18 protein-coding genes are annotated in these 19,346 nt (G+C 72.9%); 10 read left to right on the top strand and 8 right to left on the bottom strand.

Features of this window, described 5'->3' with window-relative positions:
• Positions 1-2 precede the first annotated feature (2 nt).
• Entirely contained in the window at positions 3-1,457 is a 1,455-nt protein-coding gene (locus ACZ4FH_RS22325) for a zf-HC2 domain-containing protein (RefSeq protein WP_467306780.1), read from the bottom strand.
• Positions 1,454-2,029: an RNA polymerase sigma factor gene (locus ACZ4FH_RS22320; RefSeq protein ID WP_467306778.1), complete on the bottom strand. Its 576-nt coding sequence runs from the start codon at positions 2,027-2,029 to the stop codon at positions 1,454-1,456. Before ACZ4FH_RS22320 ends, ACZ4FH_RS22325 begins: the two co-directional genes overlap by 4 nt.
• Positions 2,030-2,332: 303 nt before the next feature.
• Here ACZ4FH_RS22320 and ACZ4FH_RS22315 point away from each other — a divergent pair, with 303 nt between their 5' ends.
• On the top strand, positions 2,333-2,707 hold the full coding sequence (locus ACZ4FH_RS22315; RefSeq protein WP_383642799.1) for an STAS domain-containing protein: 375 nt from the start codon (positions 2,333-2,335) through the stop codon (positions 2,705-2,707).
• Between the two features lie 116 nt (positions 2,708-2,823).
• Positions 2,824-3,342: an EF-hand domain-containing protein gene (locus tag ACZ4FH_RS22310; RefSeq protein WP_467306777.1), complete on the top strand. Its 519-nt coding sequence runs from the start codon at positions 2,824-2,826 to the stop codon at positions 3,340-3,342.
• A 242-nt stretch (positions 3,343-3,584) separates the two neighbouring features.
• Here the strand turns inward: ACZ4FH_RS22310 and ACZ4FH_RS22305 are convergent, their stop codons facing one another.
• Positions 3,585-5,123 (bottom strand): class I adenylate-forming enzyme family protein, encoded by a 1,539-nt coding sequence (locus ACZ4FH_RS22305; RefSeq protein WP_467306775.1) that lies wholly within the window; start codon positions 5,121-5,123, stop codon positions 3,585-3,587.
• Positions 5,124-5,265: 142 nt separating this feature from the next.
• Here ACZ4FH_RS22305 and ACZ4FH_RS22300 point away from each other — a divergent pair, with 142 nt between their 5' ends.
• From ACZ4FH_RS22300 to ACZ4FH_RS22285, 4 genes are all read left to right on the top strand, one after another.
• Positions 5,266-6,459 (top strand): amidohydrolase family protein, encoded by a 1,194-nt coding sequence (locus ACZ4FH_RS22300; protein WP_383642808.1) that lies wholly within the window; start codon positions 5,266-5,268, stop codon positions 6,457-6,459.
• 6 nt (positions 6,460-6,465) lie between these two features.
• On the top strand, positions 6,466-7,623 hold the full coding sequence (locus tag ACZ4FH_RS22295; RefSeq protein WP_467306772.1) for an acyl-CoA dehydrogenase: 1,158 nt from the start codon (positions 6,466-6,468) through the stop codon (positions 7,621-7,623).
• 7 nt (positions 7,624-7,630) lie between these two features.
• Complete coding sequence (locus tag ACZ4FH_RS22290) at positions 7,631-8,581, top strand: acyl-CoA dehydrogenase family protein (protein ID WP_467306770.1); 951 nt, start codon at positions 7,631-7,633, stop codon at positions 8,579-8,581.
• Between the two features lie 485 nt (positions 8,582-9,066).
• A complete protein-coding gene (locus ACZ4FH_RS22285; protein ID WP_467306768.1) occupies positions 9,067-9,648 on the top strand; it encodes an ATP-binding protein in 582 nt (193 codons plus the stop codon).
• Here ACZ4FH_RS22285 and ACZ4FH_RS22280 read toward each other — a convergent pair.
• Complete coding sequence (locus ACZ4FH_RS22280) at positions 9,567-10,493, bottom strand: cyclase family protein (RefSeq protein ID WP_467306767.1); 927 nt, start codon at positions 10,491-10,493, stop codon at positions 9,567-9,569. The two genes, ACZ4FH_RS22285 and ACZ4FH_RS22280, sit on opposite strands and share 82 nt — an antisense overlap.
• A gap of 83 nt (positions 10,494-10,576) precedes the next feature.
• Here ACZ4FH_RS22280 and ACZ4FH_RS22275 point away from each other — a divergent pair, with 83 nt between their 5' ends.
• Positions 10,577-11,494 (top strand): SDR family oxidoreductase, encoded by a 918-nt coding sequence (locus ACZ4FH_RS22275; RefSeq protein WP_383642823.1) that lies wholly within the window; start codon positions 10,577-10,579, stop codon positions 11,492-11,494.
• A gap of 141 nt (positions 11,495-11,635) precedes the next feature.
• Positions 11,636-12,685 carry a Zn-dependent alcohol dehydrogenase gene (locus tag ACZ4FH_RS22270; protein WP_467306765.1) on the top strand — a complete coding sequence of 350 codons (1,050 nt, stop codon included), beginning with the start codon at positions 11,636-11,638 and terminating at the stop codon, positions 12,683-12,685.
• Positions 12,686-12,740: 55 nt separating this feature from the next.
• Here the strand turns inward: ACZ4FH_RS22270 and ACZ4FH_RS22265 are convergent, their stop codons facing one another.
• A complete protein-coding gene (locus ACZ4FH_RS22265) occupies positions 12,741-13,739 on the bottom strand; it encodes a GlxA family transcriptional regulator (protein ID WP_467306763.1) in 999 nt (332 codons plus the stop codon).
• Positions 13,740-13,853: 114 nt separating this feature from the next.
• On the opposite strand from ACZ4FH_RS22265, the gene ACZ4FH_RS22260 reads away from it, so the two are divergent.
• Entirely contained in the window at positions 13,854-15,143 is a 1,290-nt protein-coding gene (locus tag ACZ4FH_RS22260; RefSeq protein WP_467306950.1) for an MFS transporter, read from the top strand.
• A 65-nt stretch (positions 15,144-15,208) separates the two neighbouring features.
• Here the strand turns inward: ACZ4FH_RS22260 and ACZ4FH_RS22255 are convergent, their stop codons facing one another.
• Positions 15,209-16,426 carry an acyltransferase family protein gene (locus tag ACZ4FH_RS22255; RefSeq protein ID WP_467306762.1) on the bottom strand — a complete coding sequence of 406 codons (1,218 nt, stop codon included), beginning with the start codon at positions 16,424-16,426 and terminating at the stop codon, positions 15,209-15,211.
• 40 nt (positions 16,427-16,466) lie between these two features.
• Positions 16,467-17,123 (bottom strand): TetR/AcrR family transcriptional regulator, encoded by a 657-nt coding sequence (locus tag ACZ4FH_RS22250; RefSeq protein WP_467306760.1) that lies wholly within the window; start codon positions 17,121-17,123, stop codon positions 16,467-16,469.
• 97 nt (positions 17,124-17,220) lie between these two features.
• Here ACZ4FH_RS22250 and ACZ4FH_RS22245 point away from each other — a divergent pair, with 97 nt between their 5' ends.
• Positions 17,221-18,573 carry an MFS transporter gene (locus ACZ4FH_RS22245; protein WP_467306758.1) on the top strand — a complete coding sequence of 451 codons (1,353 nt, stop codon included), beginning with the start codon at positions 17,221-17,223 and terminating at the stop codon, positions 18,571-18,573.
• On the opposite strand, the gene ACZ4FH_RS22240 is transcribed toward ACZ4FH_RS22245, so the two are convergent.
• Positions 18,563-19,177 carry a flavin reductase family protein gene (locus ACZ4FH_RS22240; protein ID WP_467306948.1) on the bottom strand — a complete coding sequence of 205 codons (615 nt, stop codon included), beginning with the start codon at positions 19,175-19,177 and terminating at the stop codon, positions 18,563-18,565. The two genes, ACZ4FH_RS22245 and ACZ4FH_RS22240, sit on opposite strands and share 11 nt — an antisense overlap.
• Positions 19,178-19,346 lie beyond the last annotated feature (169 nt).

Raw genomic sequence — 19,346 nt, 5'->3', positions numbered from 1 at the left:
GTTCACAGCCGGCTGAGCGAGGCCGCCGCGAAGAGCACGTCCCGGACCGCCTCGCGGTCCCCGCTCTGACCGGCGGCCGCCTCCACGGGCGGTACGTGCCCCGCCACCAGCCGGCAGAACTCCACCCCGTCCAGGGCGACCTGCGCCACGGTGTGCTCGGCGGAGCCGAGGGCGGCGGGGGAGTCCAGCGGGATGTACCAGTTCCCGCCGCCGGAACCCTCCACCTCCAGATGCAGCGAACGCCCCGGCGACCCGGCCGTCACCAGCCGCCGGGCCGGAGCGGCGAGCCCCGCCCTGCGGCGCACGGCCAGCGCGGCCGGAAGCAGCCGCGCCGCCAGGTCGATCATCCGGTGGAGATGCGCGGCGGCCGGCGCCTCGTACGGATAGTCCACCGCCTCCGCGATGTCGCCCGCGTGCAGCCAGCACTCGAAGGCCCGGTCCAGCATCGCGTCCTGGAGCGGCAGCGCGAAGCCGCCGTAGGACACGGAGAGGTCCGAGGCGCCGCGCCCCGCGAAGGACACGGTGCGGATGAGCGTATGGCTCTGCGCCCGCCACGGCTCGCGCACGGTCCGGGTGAACGGACGGCGGGCCGACGACCAGTACGCCTCGGTCCGCCCGGTCGGCGAGGGCGGAGGCCCGCCACCGTCCTCCGGGACCTGTGCGAGGCTCGCGGCGAGCGGATCGTCCAGCCCCAGCGCCGCGCTGACCAGCCCGTCGACCGCGGTCAGATGGCCGATGACGCCGGCCACCGTCGTCTTGCGGTTCACCCGGCGCTCGCCCTCGAACCACTTCAGACGCACCGGCGCGTGCCACTCGGAGTCCCCGATGTCGCGCAGCAGCGCGTCGAGCCGGGCCGTCTCCGCGTCGAACGGCGCGGCCCACTCCGGCACCGGGATCTTGGCGGGCCTGCGGCTCAGGCAGTTCTCCAGCACCCGGGTCCGCAGCGACGGATCGAGGTCCAGGGAGCGGTCGGTGTGCAGCAGGCCGACCGCGTCGCGCAGCCGCAGCGCCTCGTCCGCACAGGGCGCGCACTCGGTGAGGTGCGCCTCCACGGCCTCGGTCTCCTCGGCCGAGCAGGCGGCCAGCGCCCAGGCGCCGAGCAGCGCCTTCAGCACACGGTGCGGCAGACGAGACGGAGGCGGCGGTGACCCGTCGCCCCTCGGAGCCCGCTCCGACACGTCCACGCCCGTTCCCTCTTCCCCTTCCTCCGCGTCCGATTCCTCGTCGTCGTCCCCGTCGTCCCCGTCGTCCCCGGTCCCGTCCCCGTCCCCGTCGCCGTCTCCGGCCCGGGGAGGTTCCCTCCGCTCCGGCGGAACGACCGGCCGTGCGAGCCGTCCGGCGTCGAGGTCGTCGGCGGCGGCCCGGGGGCCCGGTATGCGCGGGGCGCCCCGCACCTCGTCGTCGCGCCCCGCCCCCTCCCGGCCGCCGTCGCCGTGCCCGTCCGTCGCGTCGCTCACAGCGCCCTTCCGTATCCCGGGGGCGAGGAGCCCTCCAGCGGCCGGGCGCGGGCGGTGGACAGCAGCTGGAGCCCCAGCCGGAGCCGGCGGCGCGCCTCGTCCTCGGTGACGCCGAGATCCGCCGCCGTCTGCCGGTAGTCCCGGCGCTGGATGTACGCCAGCTCCAGGGCGGCCCGCAGCGAGGCGGGCATGGACGCGACGATGTAGTCGGCACGGGCCGCGGCGGTGGCCCGGCGCACCCGCTCCTCCACGTCGACCGGCCCGTCGGAGCCGTAGCCGTCGTCGTCCGCGGCGTCGCGCAGCCTCCGTACGGACTGGCGGTGCGTGATCCGGGCGACCCAGGCGCGCATCGAGCCCTGCTTGGGGTCGTAGGCGTCGGGGTTCTCCCACACGTACCCGAACACCTCGCGGGTGACGAGGTCCGCTGCGTCCTCGTCGTCGAGCATCCGGTTGGCCTGGCTGTGGACGAGGGCGGCGAACCGGTCGTACAGCTCGCCGAGCGCCGCCGCCTCGCCGCGGGCCAGACGCTGCTGCATCGTGCGGTCCCAGCGGGGTGGTGCGTTTTTGGCCATGCGACCCCCAGCCCTGTTGCCGTCGGGCGCTCCGGCCCGGTACCCCTCGTCCCGTCGAATGTAGTCGGCAAGGCTGACCGGGCACGTCCCTTTACGGCAAGTACGTCCCTGCGGGAGCCCTGGATGGTAGGGAATGGGGCCCACCTGGTGACAGAATCAGACGGGAAGTGATCATTTATGCCCGAAACGGTTCTGGGCCTTCTTGGAGCGCCCCGTGTTTCATGGAGCGTGAGCCGGGGCAGCCGCGAGGGGGAACGGAAACTTCCGGATCAATGGGATTCCCCGGAACGAGAGGCCCGTCACGTGACACTGAAAGTGGCCGCGACCGAGCAGGGCGGGTGGACCGTGCTGCGCATGCGCGGCGAACTCGACCTGGTGACCTCACCCATGGTCCGGCAGTCCGTGCACGACGCGGTCGCCGTCGGACGCCATGACGTCGTGCTCGACCTCTCCGAGGTCTTCTTCTGCGACTCCAGCGGCGTCGGCGTCCTCATCGCCTCCCGCCGCCTGATGCGCTCCTGCGGCGGCCGGCTCCGCCTCATCCTGCCCGCCCGGGGCGCGGAGGAGGGCTCGCACGTCAACCGGGTGCTCGCGGCGCTCGGCGTCCGCCGGCTGTTCGACGTCTACCCCGACTGCGAGGCCGCCGTCGACGGCGGATCCCAGCCTCTTTCGGCCTGACCGCGGCCCGATTACGGCCTGGTCGTGGCCCGCGGGACCCGGACCGGTACCGGGTTGTCACCGCGGTGAAGCGCGTAAGTGACACGTGACGCCTGCGGGCGTCGTACGCTCCCCGCATGGACAGCGCAGAGTACGAGCGCAAGATCGCCTTCCGCTTCGCCGCCTTCGACCAGGACGGCAACGGATACATCGATCGCGCGGACTTCAACGCCGCCGCGGCGCGGCTGCTCACCGAATTCGGCACCACGGCCCGCTGCGACAAGGGCCAGGCGCTCTACAGCGGGGCCGAGGCGTTCTGGCAGGGGCTCGCGGGCATCGCCGACGTGGACGGGGACCAGCGGGTCACCCGCGAGGAGTTCGTGGGCGGCGCGGTCAAACGCCTCCGCGACAACCCCGAGCGCTTCGCGGAGATCGCCCGGCCCTTCCTCCGCGCGGCGCTGGCCGTCGCGGACCCGGACAACAGCGGTGCCGCCGCCGTGACCTCCGTCGAACGGGCCCTGCGGGTCCTCGGGGCGCCCGCCGACACCGCCGCCCTCGCCGCCGGGGCCCTGGACACCGACGCCGACGGGCGCGTCACCGAGACGGACGTGGTGACGGCCTTCGCCGCGTACTTCACGGTGATCGCACCGGAGTAGGCGCCGGGCGCCCTGGGGTGGGGGTGCGCCTCTGTCCGGTGGGTGGGGGCGGGGTCCCTCCGGGGTGACTCCTCAGAAATGGCGTGTGCGGCTGGGTGGGTATGGGACCGGGGTCGTACGCCATTTCCTGCGGGGACACCCCTGCACGCCCCCACCCGGCCGGTTTTGCGTCTTTCCGCCGGTGAAACCCCGAACCCCACACGACGAACATCAGGCGCACCCTGCGGGGAACCCGCACACGCTCACCCCCCGAACCGCTCCCGCAACCGGTACTTCAGGACCTTGCGGAGCGTCTCGTTGCGGGGCAGGGCGTCCACGACCTCCAGTTGTTCGGGCAGCTTGTGGACGGACAGCCCCTCGCCGCGGAGGTAGGCGGTGAGTTCGGGAAGGGTGAGCGCGGACGCCCCCTCCCGCTGCTCCACGACCGCGCAGACGCGTTCGCCGCGGGACGCGTCGGGGAGGCCGATGACCGCCGCGTCGCCGACGGCGGGGTGGCGGGCCAGCAGGTCCTCTATCTCCTTCGCGGAGATGTTCTCGCCCTTGCGGATGATGATGTCCTTGAGGCGTCCGGTGAGCACGACGTGCCCGCTGGGGAGGACGTGTCCGACGTCGCCGGTGATCAGGAAGCCGTCCTCGTCGAAGGGGGAGGGCGCTCCCAGATAGCCCTGGCAGACCGCCTCGCCCCGCAGCCGGACCTCGCCGTCCGTGCCGTACGGCAGCTGCTTGCCGTCCTCGTCGGTGATGCGGACCTCCATGCCGGAGGGCGGACGGCCCTCGGTCTCGGCCAGGTGCTCGGGGGTGTCGTCGGGGGCGCCCATCGTGATCATGGGGACCTCGGTCATGCCGTAGCCGTGGGTGAGCTGGACGCCCATCTCGCGGACCACCGCGTGGTAGATCTCCGGCGGCTTCGGCGCCCCGCCGCCCGCCAGCAGCCGGAGGGTGGGGATCAGCGGGACGTCCGGGGTCTTGCGCTGCTCGGCCAGGAACATGGAGTAGAAGGCCGTGGAGCCGCCGGCCACCGTCACCCCGTGGCGCCGGTACTCCGGCACCGCGTCGGCCATCGTGAAGTGCTCGAAGAGGACGGCGGGGAAGCCGTACAGGAGGAGCATCACGGAGTAGTCGGGCCCGGCGACGTGGGCGAAGGGGAAGGCCATGGAGCCGACGTCGTCCGGGGACAGGTGCAGCGCGTGGGCCAGGCAGGCGCCTCCGGCGATGAGGCTGCGGTCGGTGTGCAGGACGCCCTTGGGGTCGGACGTCGTGCCGGAGGTCCAGTAGATCCAGCGCACCGCCGTGCCGTCGGCGGGAGGTGGCGGCAGGATCGCGGGGTCGCCGTCCGGAAGTGTGTCGTACGCCTCGAAGACGTGCGGCGGCCGGTCGAGGCCCGAGGTGACGCGGGCGGCCATCGCCGTGTGGTCGAAGCCGCGCCAGGTCCCCGGCACGGCGAAGAACTCCGCCTTCGACTCGCGGAGCGCGAAGCCGACCTCGCGGTCGCGGTAGAAGGGGATGACGGGCGTCTGCACCGCCCCGATCCGGGCCAGCGCGAAGGACAGCAGGGCCGTCTCCAGCCGGGTCGGCAGCTGCCAGGCGACGACCGTGCCGGGGCGCACGCCCAGGGCGTACAGTCCGGCGGCCACCCGTTCGGCGCGGTCGCGCAGTCCGCCGAAGGTGAGCGTGCGGTCGTCCTGGATCAGGAAGGCCCGGTCCGGCGTCAGGGCGGCCCGGCGTTCGATCAGTTCCCAGAAGGTGCCCGATGCACCCAGGGCGTGTGCGGTCTCGTTCACGGCGAACCCCTCACAGCTGACGGGTAGTCAGATCGTGCGGAGAGCGTAGAGCGATGCGCCTTGTCGGTCCAGGGGTGCGGGGCTAGCCTGAGTGCGACGTCAATCTGACGGGTCATCAGAAATGTGCGCCGGAGGGGACACCATGACGGAACTGCCTCGGATCGTCAGCGTCGACGACCATGTGATCGAGCCGCCGCACCTCTTCTCCACCTGGCTGCCCGCCAAGTACCGCGAGCGCGGCCCGCAGCCCCTGACGGCGGGCATCGGCGAGCTGGAGTACACCGGCGGCAAGTACGTCATCACGATGGACCCGGACGGTCCGCCGACCGACTGGTGGATCTACGAGGACCTCAAGTTCCCGTACAAGCGCAACATCGCGGCGGTCGGCTTCGACCGGGACGACATGACGCTGGAGGGGATCACCCGGGCCGAGATGCGGCGCGGCTGCTGGGACCCCGTGGAGCGGCTGAAGGACATGGACCTCAACCATGTCGAGGCGAGCCTCTGCTTCCCGACCTTCCCCCGGTTCTGCGGGCAGACCTTCGCCGAGGCGCACGACAAGGAGGTCGCACTCGCCTGTGTGCGCGCCTACAACGACTGGATGGTCGAGGAGTGGTGCGGGGACAGCGGCGGACGGCTGATCCCGCTCTGCATCATCCCGCTCTGGGACATCGGCCTGGCCGTCGCCGAGATCCGGCGGAACGCGGCGCGCGGGGTGCGGGCGGTGACGTTCTCGGAGATCCCCACCTATCTCGGCCTGCCGTCGATCCACTCCGGCTACTGGGACCCGTTCTTCGCCGTCTGCCAGGAGACCGGCACGGTCGTCAACATGCACATCGGCTCCAGCTCCCAGATGCCGGCCGCCTCCCCGGACGCCCCGCCCGCCGTCCAGGCCTCGCTCTCCTTCAACAACGCGATGGCCTCGATGATGGACTTCCTCTTCAGCGGCGTCCTGGTGAAGTTCCCGCAGCTCAAGCTCGCCTACAGCGAGGGCCAGATGGGCTGGATCCCGTACGCCCTGGAGCGCGCGGACGACGTCTGGGAGGAGCACCGGGCCTGGGGCGGGGTGCGCGATCTGATCCCCGAGCCGCCGTCCACGTACTACTACCGGCAGATGTTCTGCTGCTTCTTCCGCGACAAGCACGGCGTCGCCTCGCTCGACGTCGTCGGGCGCGACAACGCCACCTTCGAGACCGACTACCCGCACGTGGACTCGACCTTCCCGCACACCAAGGAGGTCGCGCTGGACCACGTCAAGGGACTGGACGACGAGACCGTCTACAAACTGATGCGCGGGAACGCGATCCGGATGCTCGGCCTGGACCTCGACAAGTAGGCGGCGATGGACCTCTCGTACACGGAGGAGGAGGAAGCGTTCCGGGTGCGGCTGAGGGAGTGGCTGGGCTCGGTGCTCCCCGGACTGCCGCCGCGACCGGACCCCGGCGACTGGCCGGGGCGCCGGGCGTACGACGCCGGCTGGCAGCGGCTGCTGTACGACGCCGGTTACGCGGGTCTGCACTGGCCCGAGGACGCCGGCGGCCGGGGCGCCACCCCCACCCAGCACCTGATCTTCCTGGAGGAGACCGAACGCGCCGGGGCGCCCTACGTCGGCGCGAACTTCGTCGGGCTGCTGCACGCCGGGCCGACCGTCGCCGCCGAGGGCACCCCGGAGCAGCGCGCCCGCTGGCTGCCGCCGGTGCTGCGCGGCGACGAGATGTGGTGCCAGGGCTTCAGCGAGCCGGACGCGGGCTCGGACCTGGCCTCGCTGCGGACCCGGGCGGTCCGCGACGGCGACGACTACGTGGTCAGCGGCAGCAAGATCTGGACCTCGCACGCCGAGGTCGCCGACTGGTGCGAACTGCTGGTGCGCACCGACCCCGGCGCCCCCCGCCACCGGGGCATCAGCTGGCTGGCCATGCGCATGGACAGCCCCGGGATCACCGTCCGGCCGCTGCGCACCCTCGCCGGGTCGACCGAGTTCGCGGAGATGTTCCTCGACGAGGTGCGGGTGCCCGTCGCACACCGGGTCGGCGCGGAGAACGACGGCTGGCGGGTCACCATGGTCACGCTCTCCTTCGAACGCGGCACCGCGTTCGTCGGAGAGGTCGTCGCCTGCCGCCGCACCCTGGACACCCTGGCCGCCGAGGCGCGGCGCACCGGCCGCTGGGACGACGCGGTGCTGCGCCGCCGGCTGGGCAGGCTCAACGCCGAGTTCCGGGCGCTGTGGCGGCTCACCCAGTGGAACGTCAGCGAGGCGCAGGCGAGCGGCGGGGTGCCCGGGACCGGCGGTTCGGTCTTCAAGCTGCGCTATTCGCACGCCCGCCAGGAGCTGTACGAGGCGGCGGCCGAGGTGCTCGGCGCGGGCGACGCCCTCGATCTGGACCGGGAATGGGTGCTGGACCGGCTCTCCTCGCTCTCGTACACGATCGCGGCGGGCACCTCGCAGATCCAGCGGAACATCGTCGCCGAGCGGATCCTCGGCCTGCCGAAGGGGCGGTGAGCGGACGGTGGACTTCCAGCTCTCGGAGGACCAGCGGGCCCTGCGGGCGGGGATACGGGACCTGCTCGCCGGGCGGTTCGGCCGCGACCGGATGCGGGCGGCGCACGACGGCGGCGCGGGGGGTGTGGACCGGGCGCTGTGGCGGGAGCTGGGCGGGGCGGGGTTCTTCGCGCTGCGGCTGCCGGAGGCGGCGGGCGGGGTCGGACTGGGCCTCGCCGAATCCGTACTTCTGTTCGAAGAGATCGGGCGGGCACTGCTGCCCGGACCGCTCGCCGCGACCCAGCTCGCCGCCGGGGCGGTGAAGGGCGCGGCCGAGGGGGAGGCCGTGGTGGCGCTCGCCGAGCCGGGGCGGCCGGTGGCGCATCTGGCGGGGGCCGACGCCCTGCTCGTGCTGGACGGGGAACGGACCCGGCTGGTGACCGGCTCCGGGCTGCGGCGGGTGGTGGACGAGGCGCGCCCCGTGCGTTCACTCGATCCGGGGACACCGCTGTGGCGGGTGCAGGAGCTGTCCGGGGCGGCGGGCGAGGTGCTGGAGGGCGGGGAGCGGCTGCGGTACGAGGGCGCGCTGCTGGCGGCGGCCGAACAGCTCGGCAACGCGGAGCGGAGCCTGGAGGAGGCGGTCCGGCACGCCCGGGACCGTGAGCAGTTCGGCGCGCCCATCGGATCGTTCCAGGCGGTGAAACACCTCTGCGCCGGGCAGCTGCTGCGTTCCGGACCGGCCAGGACGGCGGTCTACGCGGCGGCCGTGACCGGCGATCCGGTGGAGGCGGCCGGGGCCAAGCTGCTGGCCGACGAGGCGGCGGTGGGCAATGCCCGCGACTGTCTCCAGGTGCACGGCGGCATGGGCTTCACCTGGGAGTCCGATGTCCATCTGCGGCTCAAACGGGCCTGGCTGCGGTCCGGGGAGTGGCTCGCGGCGGCCGAGGCGGAGGAGCTGCTGGCGGCCGATCTGGCCTGAATCGTTACGGGTGGGTGGCTGGTGAACGTATGTGACGCGATGGACCCATGAGGTTCACTCTGCGCAGTGACTCAGTGCAGTCGGTGAGCGCCGATACCGGCTTGTGTCCTTTGCGTGATTCGTCACGGGCCGCAGTCGCCGTCGGCTCGGGTACGCTCCGTTGGATGCGAGTGGTTCTGGAACCTGTCGATCCGGTTGTGGCCTGTACGGCGACTCCGGTCCGCGAGAGGTGCCCTGCTCGTGATCCGCAGGGAGGCGTCGGGCCAGCCGGGGAAACGATTCCCGGGGCGGCTGCGCGCCTATGTTCGAATCCCCGTGACACGCGTCGCACAGTATGCACTACGCGTACTCCTTCGCGCTGGAATATGCCCGAAGCGCTTGTTGCGGTGACTGTACGTCAACCATGCTGTCTCGTAAGGGAATCACGTTCCGTGATCCTCAGGAGGCGCGAGGCGATGTGTCCGCCGGTTCGGATGGTGTGAGCGGTGCAGGTGCTTCAGGTTCAGTTGGAGGTCGGGCCCGATCCGGCGGAGGTCGGACGGGCTCGCAGATGGGCGCGTTCGAGGCTCGTCGGGTCCGGGATAGGAGCTGACGAGCCACTGGCCGAGACGCTCATCCTGCTGATCTCGGAGCTGGTCACCAACGCGGTCGTGCACACCGGCTGTCCGGCCGTGCTGCGCATGCTGTTCGGTTCACCGGGGGGCGCGGGCAGCCCCGGGACCGTCCGGGTCGAGGTGGCCGACGCCAGCTGCCGCCCGCCGCTCCAGCGCCATGCCGAGGGCGACGACACCAACGGCCGGGGCCTGGAGCTCGTCGACGGGCTGGCCGACCGCTGGGGCTGGCAGCCGGAGGGTGCGGGCAAGCGCATCTGGTGCGAGGTCGACCGCTCGGCCCCGCTGATCCAGGTCCAGATGCGGCCCGGCCCGCACGCGGTGGCGACGCAGGGCGCGGGCACCCCCGTCGTGGGCCCGCAGGCCACCGCCGATCAGAGGATCGCGACCGGGGCGACCGGGGTGCCCGTGGCGCCGACGAACGGCTCCGGCATGGCGGAGAGCAGGAAGGCGTAGCGCCCCTCCTCCGCGCAGGCGGTGGACAGGCCCTCCAGGTTCCAGTTCTGGCCCTGGAGCATGCCCATGTCCACCAGGTCGAGCGCGTGCACGCCCAGCCACAGGTCGTCGATCTCCGGCGGGAAGATCTCGAAGGTCAGCGTGTCGTTGGCGACCGCGGCCGCGTCCCGCGCCCGGAACCACTCGGGCGTCCGGATCGACAGCCCCGGTGAGGGGTAGCCGTACGCGTTCTTGTCCCCCGACAGATAGACCTGCACCTGCCCCGTGCGTACGAGCACGATGTCCCCGGAGCGCACCCGCACCCCGGCCAGTTCCTCGGCGGCCTCCAGGTCCTCGGGGGTGACCGCGTGGCTCCCCGGCAGCCGGTCCACGCCGTGGGCGCGGGCGACGTCGAGCAGGACGCCGCGCGAGACGATGTGCGGCGCCTTGTCGATCCCGCTGAACTGCGCGCCGCCGTGCGCGGTGATGGTGGCGGCGGGCCGGCCGTTGTAGATCCTCCCCGCGTACGAGGCGTGCGTGAGCGCGTCCCAGTGGGTGGCGGTCTGGAGGCTCAGGACGGCGGTGTCGTCGCTGGTGGCGACCGTGCCGGGGCCGAACAGCTCCTGGTTGATCTGGACCATGGTGTGCAGCGGGTTGACGCGTCCCGGGATCAGGCCGTTCTGCACGCCGTCCTGCTGGAGCGGCAGGGCGAGGGGGATCCGCAGTCCGGAGCGGATGGTGGCGGCGGCCTCGCGGACGACCTCGTCGGTGATGAGGTTCAGGGTGCCGATCTCGTCGTCGGCCCCCCAACGGCCCCAGTTGTTCACGCGCTTGGCGAGGTCGTGGAACTCGGCCGGCAAAGACATGGCGCCTCCTGGGGCTTGTGCCGGTGGACCTGATGACCCATAAAATCTAACGGTCCGTCAGAAACCGCGGGAAGGGGCCGGGCATGGGGAACTTCTTGGCAGGCAAGGTCGTCGCCGTGACCGGGGCCGGGCGCGGCATCGGCCGGGCCGTGGCGCTGGCCGCGGCGGCGGAGGGGGCGAAAGTCGTCGTCAACGACTACGGCGTCTCCGTCGAGGGCGGCGAACCCACCAGCGAGATCGCCGAGTCCGTCGTGAAGGAGATCGAGGCGGCCGGCGGCGAGGCGGTCGCCGTCGCCGACGACATCTCCACGATGGCCGGCGGGCAGCGCGTCGTGGACACCGCGCTGACGCACTTCGGCCGCATCGACGGCGTCGTCTGCGTCGCCGGGATCCTGCGCGAACGGATGCTGTTCAACATGTCCGAGGAGGAGTGGGACCCGGTGGTCGCCACCCACCTCAAGGGCACCTTCACCGTTTTCCGGGCCGCGTCGGCGGTCATGCGCAAACAGGAGGGCGCCGGCACGCTCATCGGCTTCACCAGCGGCAACCACCAGGGCAGCGTCGCCCAGGCCAACTACAGCGCGGCCAAGGGCGGCATCATCTCGCTGGTCCGCAGCGCCGCGCTCGGCCTGCACAAGTACGGCGTCACCGCGAACGCGGTCGCGCCCGTCGCCCGCACCCGGATGTCCGCCAACGTGCCCATGGAGCTGAAGGAGATCGGCGAGCCGGAGGACGTGGCCGCGCTGGTCGTCTACCTCCTCAGCGACCGGGCGCGCGCCGAGAAGATCACCGGCCAGGTGTACACCATCGCCGGTCCGAAGATCGCGGTCTGGGCCCAGCCGAGGGAACTGCGCGCGGGCTACGCGGAGGGGGAGGCGTGGACCCCCGAGCGCATCGCGGACTTCCTGCCCGGGACGGTGGGCCAGGACCCGATGCCGATGCTGGCGCGGCTGGAGGAGATGGCGGCGGCCGCGAAGGCGGCGGCCCGGCCGAACGCGTAGGGCGTGCTCGTGCGCGTGGGCCGTGCCCGTACGCGTACGGCGTGCACGTAGGCACGTACGCATGCGCGGGCACGGACGCACGCGAGTCCTGAGGAACACCCCATCGCCGGGCGCGGGCTCGGCCTATCGAGGGAGCCGAGAATGAGAGGCGTCGTCTTCGACGGCAGAAGGACCGAGGTCGTCGACGATCTGGAGATACGGGATCCGGGACCCGGCGAGGTGCTGGTGGCGATCGCCGCGGCCGGTCTGTGCCACAGCGATCTGTCGGTGATCGACGGAACGATCCCCTTCCCCGTGCCGGCGGTGCTCGGGCACGAGGGCGCGGGCGTCGTGGAGGCGGTCGGCGCGGGCGTACGCCATGTCGCCCCGGGGGACCACGTGTCCCTGTCCACGCTGGCCAGCTGCGGCGCCTGCGCGCAGTGCGACCGGGGGCGGCCGACGATGTGCCGCAAGGCGATCGGCATGCCGGCCCAGCCGTTCTCGCGGCGCGGCACACCGCTCTACCAGTTCGCGTCCAACTCGGCCTTCGCGGAGCGCACTCTCGTGAAGGCAGTCCAGGCCGTGAAGATCCCCGACGACCTGCCGCTGACCTCGGCCGCGCTGATCGGCTGCGGGGTGCTCACCGGGGTCGGGGCCGTACTCAACCGGGCCCGGGTCGACCGCGGCGACAGCGTCGTCGTGATCGGCACCGGCGGCATCGGGCTCAACGTGATCCAGGGCGCCCGGCTGGCCGGGGCCCTGACGATCGTGGCCGTCGACTCCAACCCGGACAAGGAGGCGGTGGCCCGGCAGTTCGGCGCCACGCACTTCCTGACCTCCGCCGACGGGGTCCGCGAGATCCTGCCGCACGGCGCGGACCACGCCTTCGAGTGCGTGGGCCGCACCGAGCTGATCCGCACCGCGATCGACCTGCTCGACCGGCACGGCCAGGCGGTCCTGCTGGGCGTCCCGGCGGCCACCGCCGAGGCGTCCTTCCTCGTCTCCTCGATGTACCTGGACAAGTCGATCCTGGGCTGCCGCTACGGCTCCTCGCGCCCGCAGCGCGACATCGCCCTCTACGCGGACCTCTACCGGGACGGCCGGCTGCTGCTGGACGAACTCGTCACCGAGACCTACCCGGTGGAGGACTTCGCCAAGGCGGCGGACGACGCGCACCACGGGAGGGTGGCGCGGGGCGTCCTGGTGTTCTGACCCGCGCGGACCTTCGCCGCCCGCACCGCTCCCGCCCCCGCTGCCCGCACCGTTCCTATCCCCGCACCGTCGGCCGGTCCGTGGCCCGGAACGTGCGCCGGTAGACGGTCGGGGACACCCCCAGGGCGGCCTGGAGGTGCTGGCGGAGCGAGGTGGCCGTGCCGAAGCCGGCGTCCCGGGCGATCCGGTCGATCGACAGATCGCTGGACTCCAGCAGCCGCCGGGCCAGCTCCACGCGCTGCTGGGTCAGCCACTGGACGGGGCTGACGCCGACCTCTTCGCGGAACCGGCGGGTGAACGTCCGTACGCTCATCGACTCCTGCTGCGCCATGTCGCGCAGCAGGATCGGCCGCTCCAGCCGGCCGAGCGCCCAGGCGCGGGCGGAGGTCGTGGTGGCCAGGTCCGGATCGGGGACCGGGCGCTGGATGTACTGCGCCTGGCCGCCGTCGCGGTGCGGCGGTACGACCGTGCGCCGGGCGACGTCGTTGGCGACGGCGGTGCCGTGGTCGCGGCGGACCATGTGCAGGCAGAGGTCGATGCCGGCGGCGACCCCGGCGGAGGTCAGGACGTCCCCGTCGTCGATGAACAGGACGTCCGGATCGACCCGGACGCGGGGGAAGAGCGACTGGAAGTGGTCGGCGGAGGACCAGTGCGTGGTGGCCGGGCGGCCGTCGAGGTACCCGGCCGCGGCCAGCACATAGCTGCCGGTGCAGATGGACACCATGCGGGTGCCCGGTCTGATGTACGCGAAGGCGGCGGCCAGCTCGTCGGTGAGCCGGCCCTCGGTGTAGACCGGGCCCAGCTCGTAGCTGGCCGGGATGACCACCGTGTCGGCGGTGGCCAGGGCCTCCGGCCCGTTCTCGACGGTGATCGAGAAATCGGCGTCGGTGCGGACCGGGCCGGGCGGGCGGACGGAACAGGTCACGACTTCATAGAGTTTGCGGCCCCGGTTCAGGGGCTCCGAGCCGAGCGAACGGCCGAAGATCCTTTGGGGAATGCCCAGTTCGAAGGGGAGAAGCCCGTCCAGGGCGAGTACGACGACGCGGTGCGGCACAGCGGACTCCCTTCACTTCTAGCTGGTATAGACCATAAGCTGATACATGTCATCGGTGTGAAGGAAAAGTCAGCAGAGCCCGCGCACATTCCCGCCGCGGACCACGCGAGCGCGGTGCGGGCCCCGTCCCCGTCGACGCCCCCCTCGTCCCCGTCCCCGTCCTCCCCGCCCCGCTCCCCGTCCGGGGACCTGCCACCCCTGCCGGTGGAGCCGGACCGTCTCTGGAACCGCAACTTCCGGCTGTTCTTCATCGCCCGCACGGTGGCGCTGCTCGGGGACGGCATGATCCCGGTGGCCCTCTCCGCCGGGCTGCTGGGCGCCGGACGGCCCGGCTCCTCCGTGGGGTACGCCCTGGCGGCCTGGATGGGCCCGCTGGCGCTGTTCGTCCTCTTCGGCGGTGTGCTGGCGGATCGTTTCACCCCGCGCCGGATGATGATCATCGCCGATGTGCTGCGGCTCGTCGGGGCCTCGGTCCTCGCGGTCCTCTTCCTCACCGGCAACCCGCCCCTGTGGGCGGTGTACGCGCTCAGCGCGGTCGCCGGTGTGGGCGCGGCGCTCTTCCAGCCGGGCGTCGCGTCGACCACCCCCCGGGTGGCGTCGGACGTCCAGCGCGGCAACGCGGTGCTGCGGGTCTCCGAGGCCCTGATGACGATGGCGGGCCCGGCCCTCGCCGGTCTGCTGGTCGGGCTGGCGAGCGCCGGCGCGGTCTACGTGGCCAACGCGGCGACCTTCCTCGTCTCCGGCGTCTGCCTCTTTCTGCTGCGCCTGGCGCCCGCTCCCTCGGACGAGGCGCCGCGCGGCACGTTCACCGCGGAACTCGTCGACGGCTGGCGCGAGTTCCGGGCCCGCAGCTGGCTGTGGGGCGTGATCGCGATCTGGACGGTGTACGGCTTCACCGTGCTCGGCCCGATGCTCCCGCTGACCGCGGTCGAGGTCACCGAGGCACACGGCTCGGGGACCTACGGCGTGCTGATGGCCGTCAACGGCGCGGGCAGCGTCGTCGGCGGCCTCCTCGCGCTCCGGCTGCGCCCGCGCCGCCCCCTGACGGCCGGCGCCTTCGCCCTCACCGGCGTCTGCCTCAACCTGGTCGTGCTGGGGCTCGGCCTCCCGGTGGCCGCCCTCGGGGCCGGGCAGCTCGTGGCCGGCGCCGCCTTCGCGTTCTGGCTCGTCATGTGGTCCACCACCGTCCAGACCCACGTCCCGCCGGAGGCCCTCAACCGCCTCCACGCCTACGACGTCGCCGGCTCCCTCCTCATGGTCGCCGCCGGCCGCGCGCTCGCCGGCCCCGTCGCCGAACAGCTCGGCACCTCGGAGGTCCTGCTGGCCGGTGCCGTCATCAACATGCTGGCGGTCGGCGTCCTGCTGGCGGCGAGGCCGATCCGGCGCCTGGAGCGGATCGGCTGACGGCGGGCGGGTTCTGTGACCGCCGGTTGGCGGCGGGCGGGTCCCGGGACGCCCGGTTCCCGCCGTCACAGGACCCGTCGCAGCAGGGGGAGCCGGCGCAGGGCCGCCGCGAGGAGGAAGGCGGCCGGGAGCGCGGTGAGGGAGGCGACGGCCCAGGCGGCCGCCGAGGGGAGTCCCCGGCCGACGAGCGCGTACTGGACCGCGACGACCAGGGGGACGTGGACGATGTAGACGGCGTATCCGTCCCGGGCCAGTTCCCCCAGGAAGGGGCCGCTCGCGGTGGCGGCCTCGCGGAACAGGGTCGTCAGCCCCACGCACAGCGCCACGCAGAGGAAGCTCTCGTAGGCCGCCCACAGGGCCGACGGGCCGTTCGCCCCGCCCGCGCCGAAGGCCGGCGCGTCGGTGCCGACCGCCGCGAGCACGGCCACCGCGAGGAGCCCGCCCGTCAGCCACAGCCATCCGGTGCGGGCGTCGAAGCGGCTCAGCCAGTCGTGGCGGTGGGCGAGGACGCCCAGCACGAAGAAGGCCGCGTACTGCGGGAACCGGGCGGGTTCGACCTGGAGGAAGTCGAGGAACGGGATCCAGGTGTCCAGCGGGTACCGCAGACGGACCAGGAAGGCGGCCAGCGCGAGTGCGGCGGTGAGAGCGAGCAGGGCGCGATGGCCGGGCGGCGCGGCGGGGGCGGGCGCCGGTGTCCGCGTACCGGCGCGGCGGCGTCCCACGCGCACGGCCACCGCGCGGCAGACCGCGTACAACAGGCTGTAGGCCAGCAGGTTCTGGATGAACCACAGATGCCCGAACTGGAGGTCCGGCCACGAGGGGCCCGTCCAGCCCGCCGGTTCGTCGCCCAGCCCGAGGTACACCTCGGTGAAGTAGCGCCCGAACGTGATCGGCGGGAGGTCGCGGTAGTGGACGTAGTACGCGTACATCAGCCCCGGCACGATCGTCAGCGCGCCCGCCACCACCGGGACGCCGAGCCGGAGGAGTCGCCCCGTCACGAAGCGCCGGGCACCCCGCCGTTCGTACGAGGCGGGGACCAGGACCGCCGAGACGAAGAAGAACAGGCTCATGAAGAACGCCCCGTCGACGGCCGAGAGCGTCGCGAGCGCCGGGGAACGGGAGCCGCCGCCCTCCACGTACCACCAGTCCGAGGGGCCGTACGGCTGCGCCGCGTGGTGCAGGACGACCAGCACGGTGAGCGCGATGCGGAGGTTGTCGAGCCAGGCGAGGCGGAGGGCGGGGCGTGTGCCGGGGGCGGTGGGTCCCGATGTGAGTGTGTGCATATGAAGAGAATCCTCAACAGGTGTACACACCGCACTGGTGCTACCCCCCGTCGCCACCCTGGGGGCAGCCGGAGGGCGCAGCGGCCGCCGGGCCCGTGACGGAGCCGAAGAAGCCGTGCAGGAGCAGGTGTTGATTGGCCGCGCTGCGCCGCGCCAGCGGCTCCGGCGCGAACATCGGCTCGTCCAGGCCGGGCTGCATCACCCGCTCCAGCAGGAGCGGGCCGAGGATCAGGCACAGCATCTGGAACGGGGCCCACTCCTCGTCCACCCCGCCGCCCCTCCCGCCGTGGGCCGCCGACAACCGCGCCAGCTCGGTACGGGCCCCGCTCAGCAGCCGTTCGAACAGTGCGGCCCCCGCCTCGCCGCCCTCCGTCAGGGCGTGCCGCAGATAGCCGCGCAGGACCGGATCCGCGCCGAAGAGCCCGGCCGACACCCGGCCCAGCGACTCCATCACGTCGGCGTCCCGATCCACCCCGGCCAACTGCTCGGAGATCCGCAGCAGCACGTGCTCGTCGACGGCCGCGCGCAGCCCCTCCTTCGACCCGAAGTGACGGGTCACCAGCGCCGGCGACAGCCCGGCGGCGGCCGCGACCGCGCGCGTCGACGTCGCCTCGAAGCCCCGCTCGGCGAACAGTTCGAGCGCCGCCTCGCGCAGCCGTGCCCGTCCGGTCAGGTCGCTCTTCTCCACCGCGTGCATCTGCGCAGCGTAGCCAAGCCGCCGGAGCCGGGCCCCTGGCCCGAATCTTGCGAACCGTGTCCCTCGGGCCACTCGTGGGGAAGATGGTGGGCCCCGGATGCTGTGTGCCGTGACCCAGACAATCGAACCCGCCACCCGTGACGAGGGCACCGAGGCGCCCGGGGCGCGTGCGCCGCGTCCCGCCCGGTTCCGTGTGCACCGCGCCTGGCTCGTCGCCGCCGTCGCGTTCCTGACGATCATCGGCGGCGCCGCGTTCAACGCCCTGCCGGGGCTGCTCATCGACCCGCTCCACGAGGAGTTCCACTGGTCGCGCGGCCAGATCGGCCTGGCCGTCTCCATCGACATGGCGCTGTACGGGCTCAGCGCGCCGTTCGCCGCCGCGCTGATGGACCGTTTCGGCATCCGCCGCGTCGTGGTCGCCGCGCTGACGGCGGTCGCCGCCGGTGCGCTGGCGAGCGTGTGGATGACGGCCGCCTGGCAGCTGATGGTCTATTGGGGGCTGCTCGTCGGCCTCGGAACCGGCGCGATGGCCATGTCGTTCTCGGCGACGGTCACCAACCGCTGGTTCGTCGCCCGGCGCGGCCTGGTGACCGGCATCCTCACGGCGGCCGGTGCGTCGGGGCAGCTGGTCTTCCTGCCGCTCTGCGCCTGGATCGTCGACCGGCACGGCTGGCAGCCCGCGTCCGTGACCGTCGCGATGGCCGCCCTGGTCGTCGTCCCGTTCGTCTGGCTGCTGCTGCGCGACCACCCGGCCGACGTGGGCCTCGCCCCGTACGGCGGCGTGTACGCCGAGAAGCCCGCACCCGAACGCGGCGCCGCGCGCCGGACCCTCCGGGTGCTGTTCGACGCGGCCCGCACCGGACCGTTCTGGCTGCTGGCCGGATCGTTCGCGATCTGCGGGGCCTCCACCAACGGCCTCATCCGCACCCACTTCGTGCCCTCGGCGCACGACCACCACATGCCCGTCACCGCCGCCGCCTCGCTCCTCGCCGTGATCGGGATCTTCGACATCATCGGCACGATCTTCTCCGGCTGGCTCACCGACCGCTTCGACGCCCGCCGGCTGCTGGCGGTCTACTACTCCCTGCGCGGGATCTCGCTGCTCTTCCTGCCGATGCTGCTCCAGCCGTCCGTGGAGCCGCCGATGGTCTTCTTCATCGTCTTCTACGGCCTGGACTGGGTGGCCACCGTGCCCCCGACGATCGCCCTGTGCCGCGAGCAGTACGGCGACGACAGCGCCATCGTCTTCGGCTGGGTCCTCGCCTCCCACCAGGTCGGCGCGGCGCTCGTCGCCTTCCTCGGCGGGGTGGCGCGCGACCACTTCGGCTCGTACGACGTCGTCTGGTACACCGCCGGCGCGCTGTGCGCGTCGGCCGCGCTGATGGCGCTGCTGATCCGCCGCGGCGGAAGCGGGGAGCCGGTCCCGGCCGCCGACGGCCTCACGCGCTGAAGCGGCCGAACGCCCCCCGGTGGAACAGCAGCGGCCCCGTCCCGTCCGCCCCGTCCGCCGCGCCCAGCGCCTCCACCCGGCCCACCACGATGAGGTGGTCGCCGCCGGTGTGGACGGCCTGGACGCGGCAGTCGATCCAGGCGGGTACGGAGTCGAGCCGGGGTGAACCGGTCGCGGGGGCGGGCGAGTGGGCCACCCCGGCGAACTTGTCGGCCCCGCTCACCGCGAAGCCCCGGCAGAGCGCGCCCTGGTCCTCGCCCAGGATGTTGACGCAGAAGACCCCGGCACGGGCGATGCGCGGCCAGGTCGTCGACGTACGGGCGACCATGAACGCCACCAGCGGCGGATCGAGCGACAGCGAGGCGAACGACTGGCAGGCGAAGCCCGCGGGCCCCTCCGGGTCGGCCGGGTCGTACGCCGTGACGACGGTGACACCGCTGGCGAAATGCCCCAGCACCCGGCGGAACTCGGCCGGATCGAGCGGCAGCCGCTCGTCCTCGCCGACGGCCCGCAGCGACGGACGCGGCATCGCGTCCACCGGCCCGGTCCCGGCGGCCGTCGGGGCGCCGACGGAGCGGAGGTAGCGGACGGCGGTCGCGGCCATTCCTGCGTGTCCCATCATGCTTCGATTAGAGCTGACGGAGCGTCAGATGGGAAGGGCGGCGGCGGACCCGCCCGGCGGAACCCCGGGGAGCGGCCGGCCGGGCACGGTTCCCCGCCCGGCCCCCGACCTTCGTCAGGGGTCGGCCCTGCCCTTCGACCCGGGGAACGCG

It is taken from the genome of Streptomyces sp. NPDC024555, from assembly GCF_055559335.1.
This window is presented reverse-complemented; position numbering and strand designations above follow the sequence as displayed.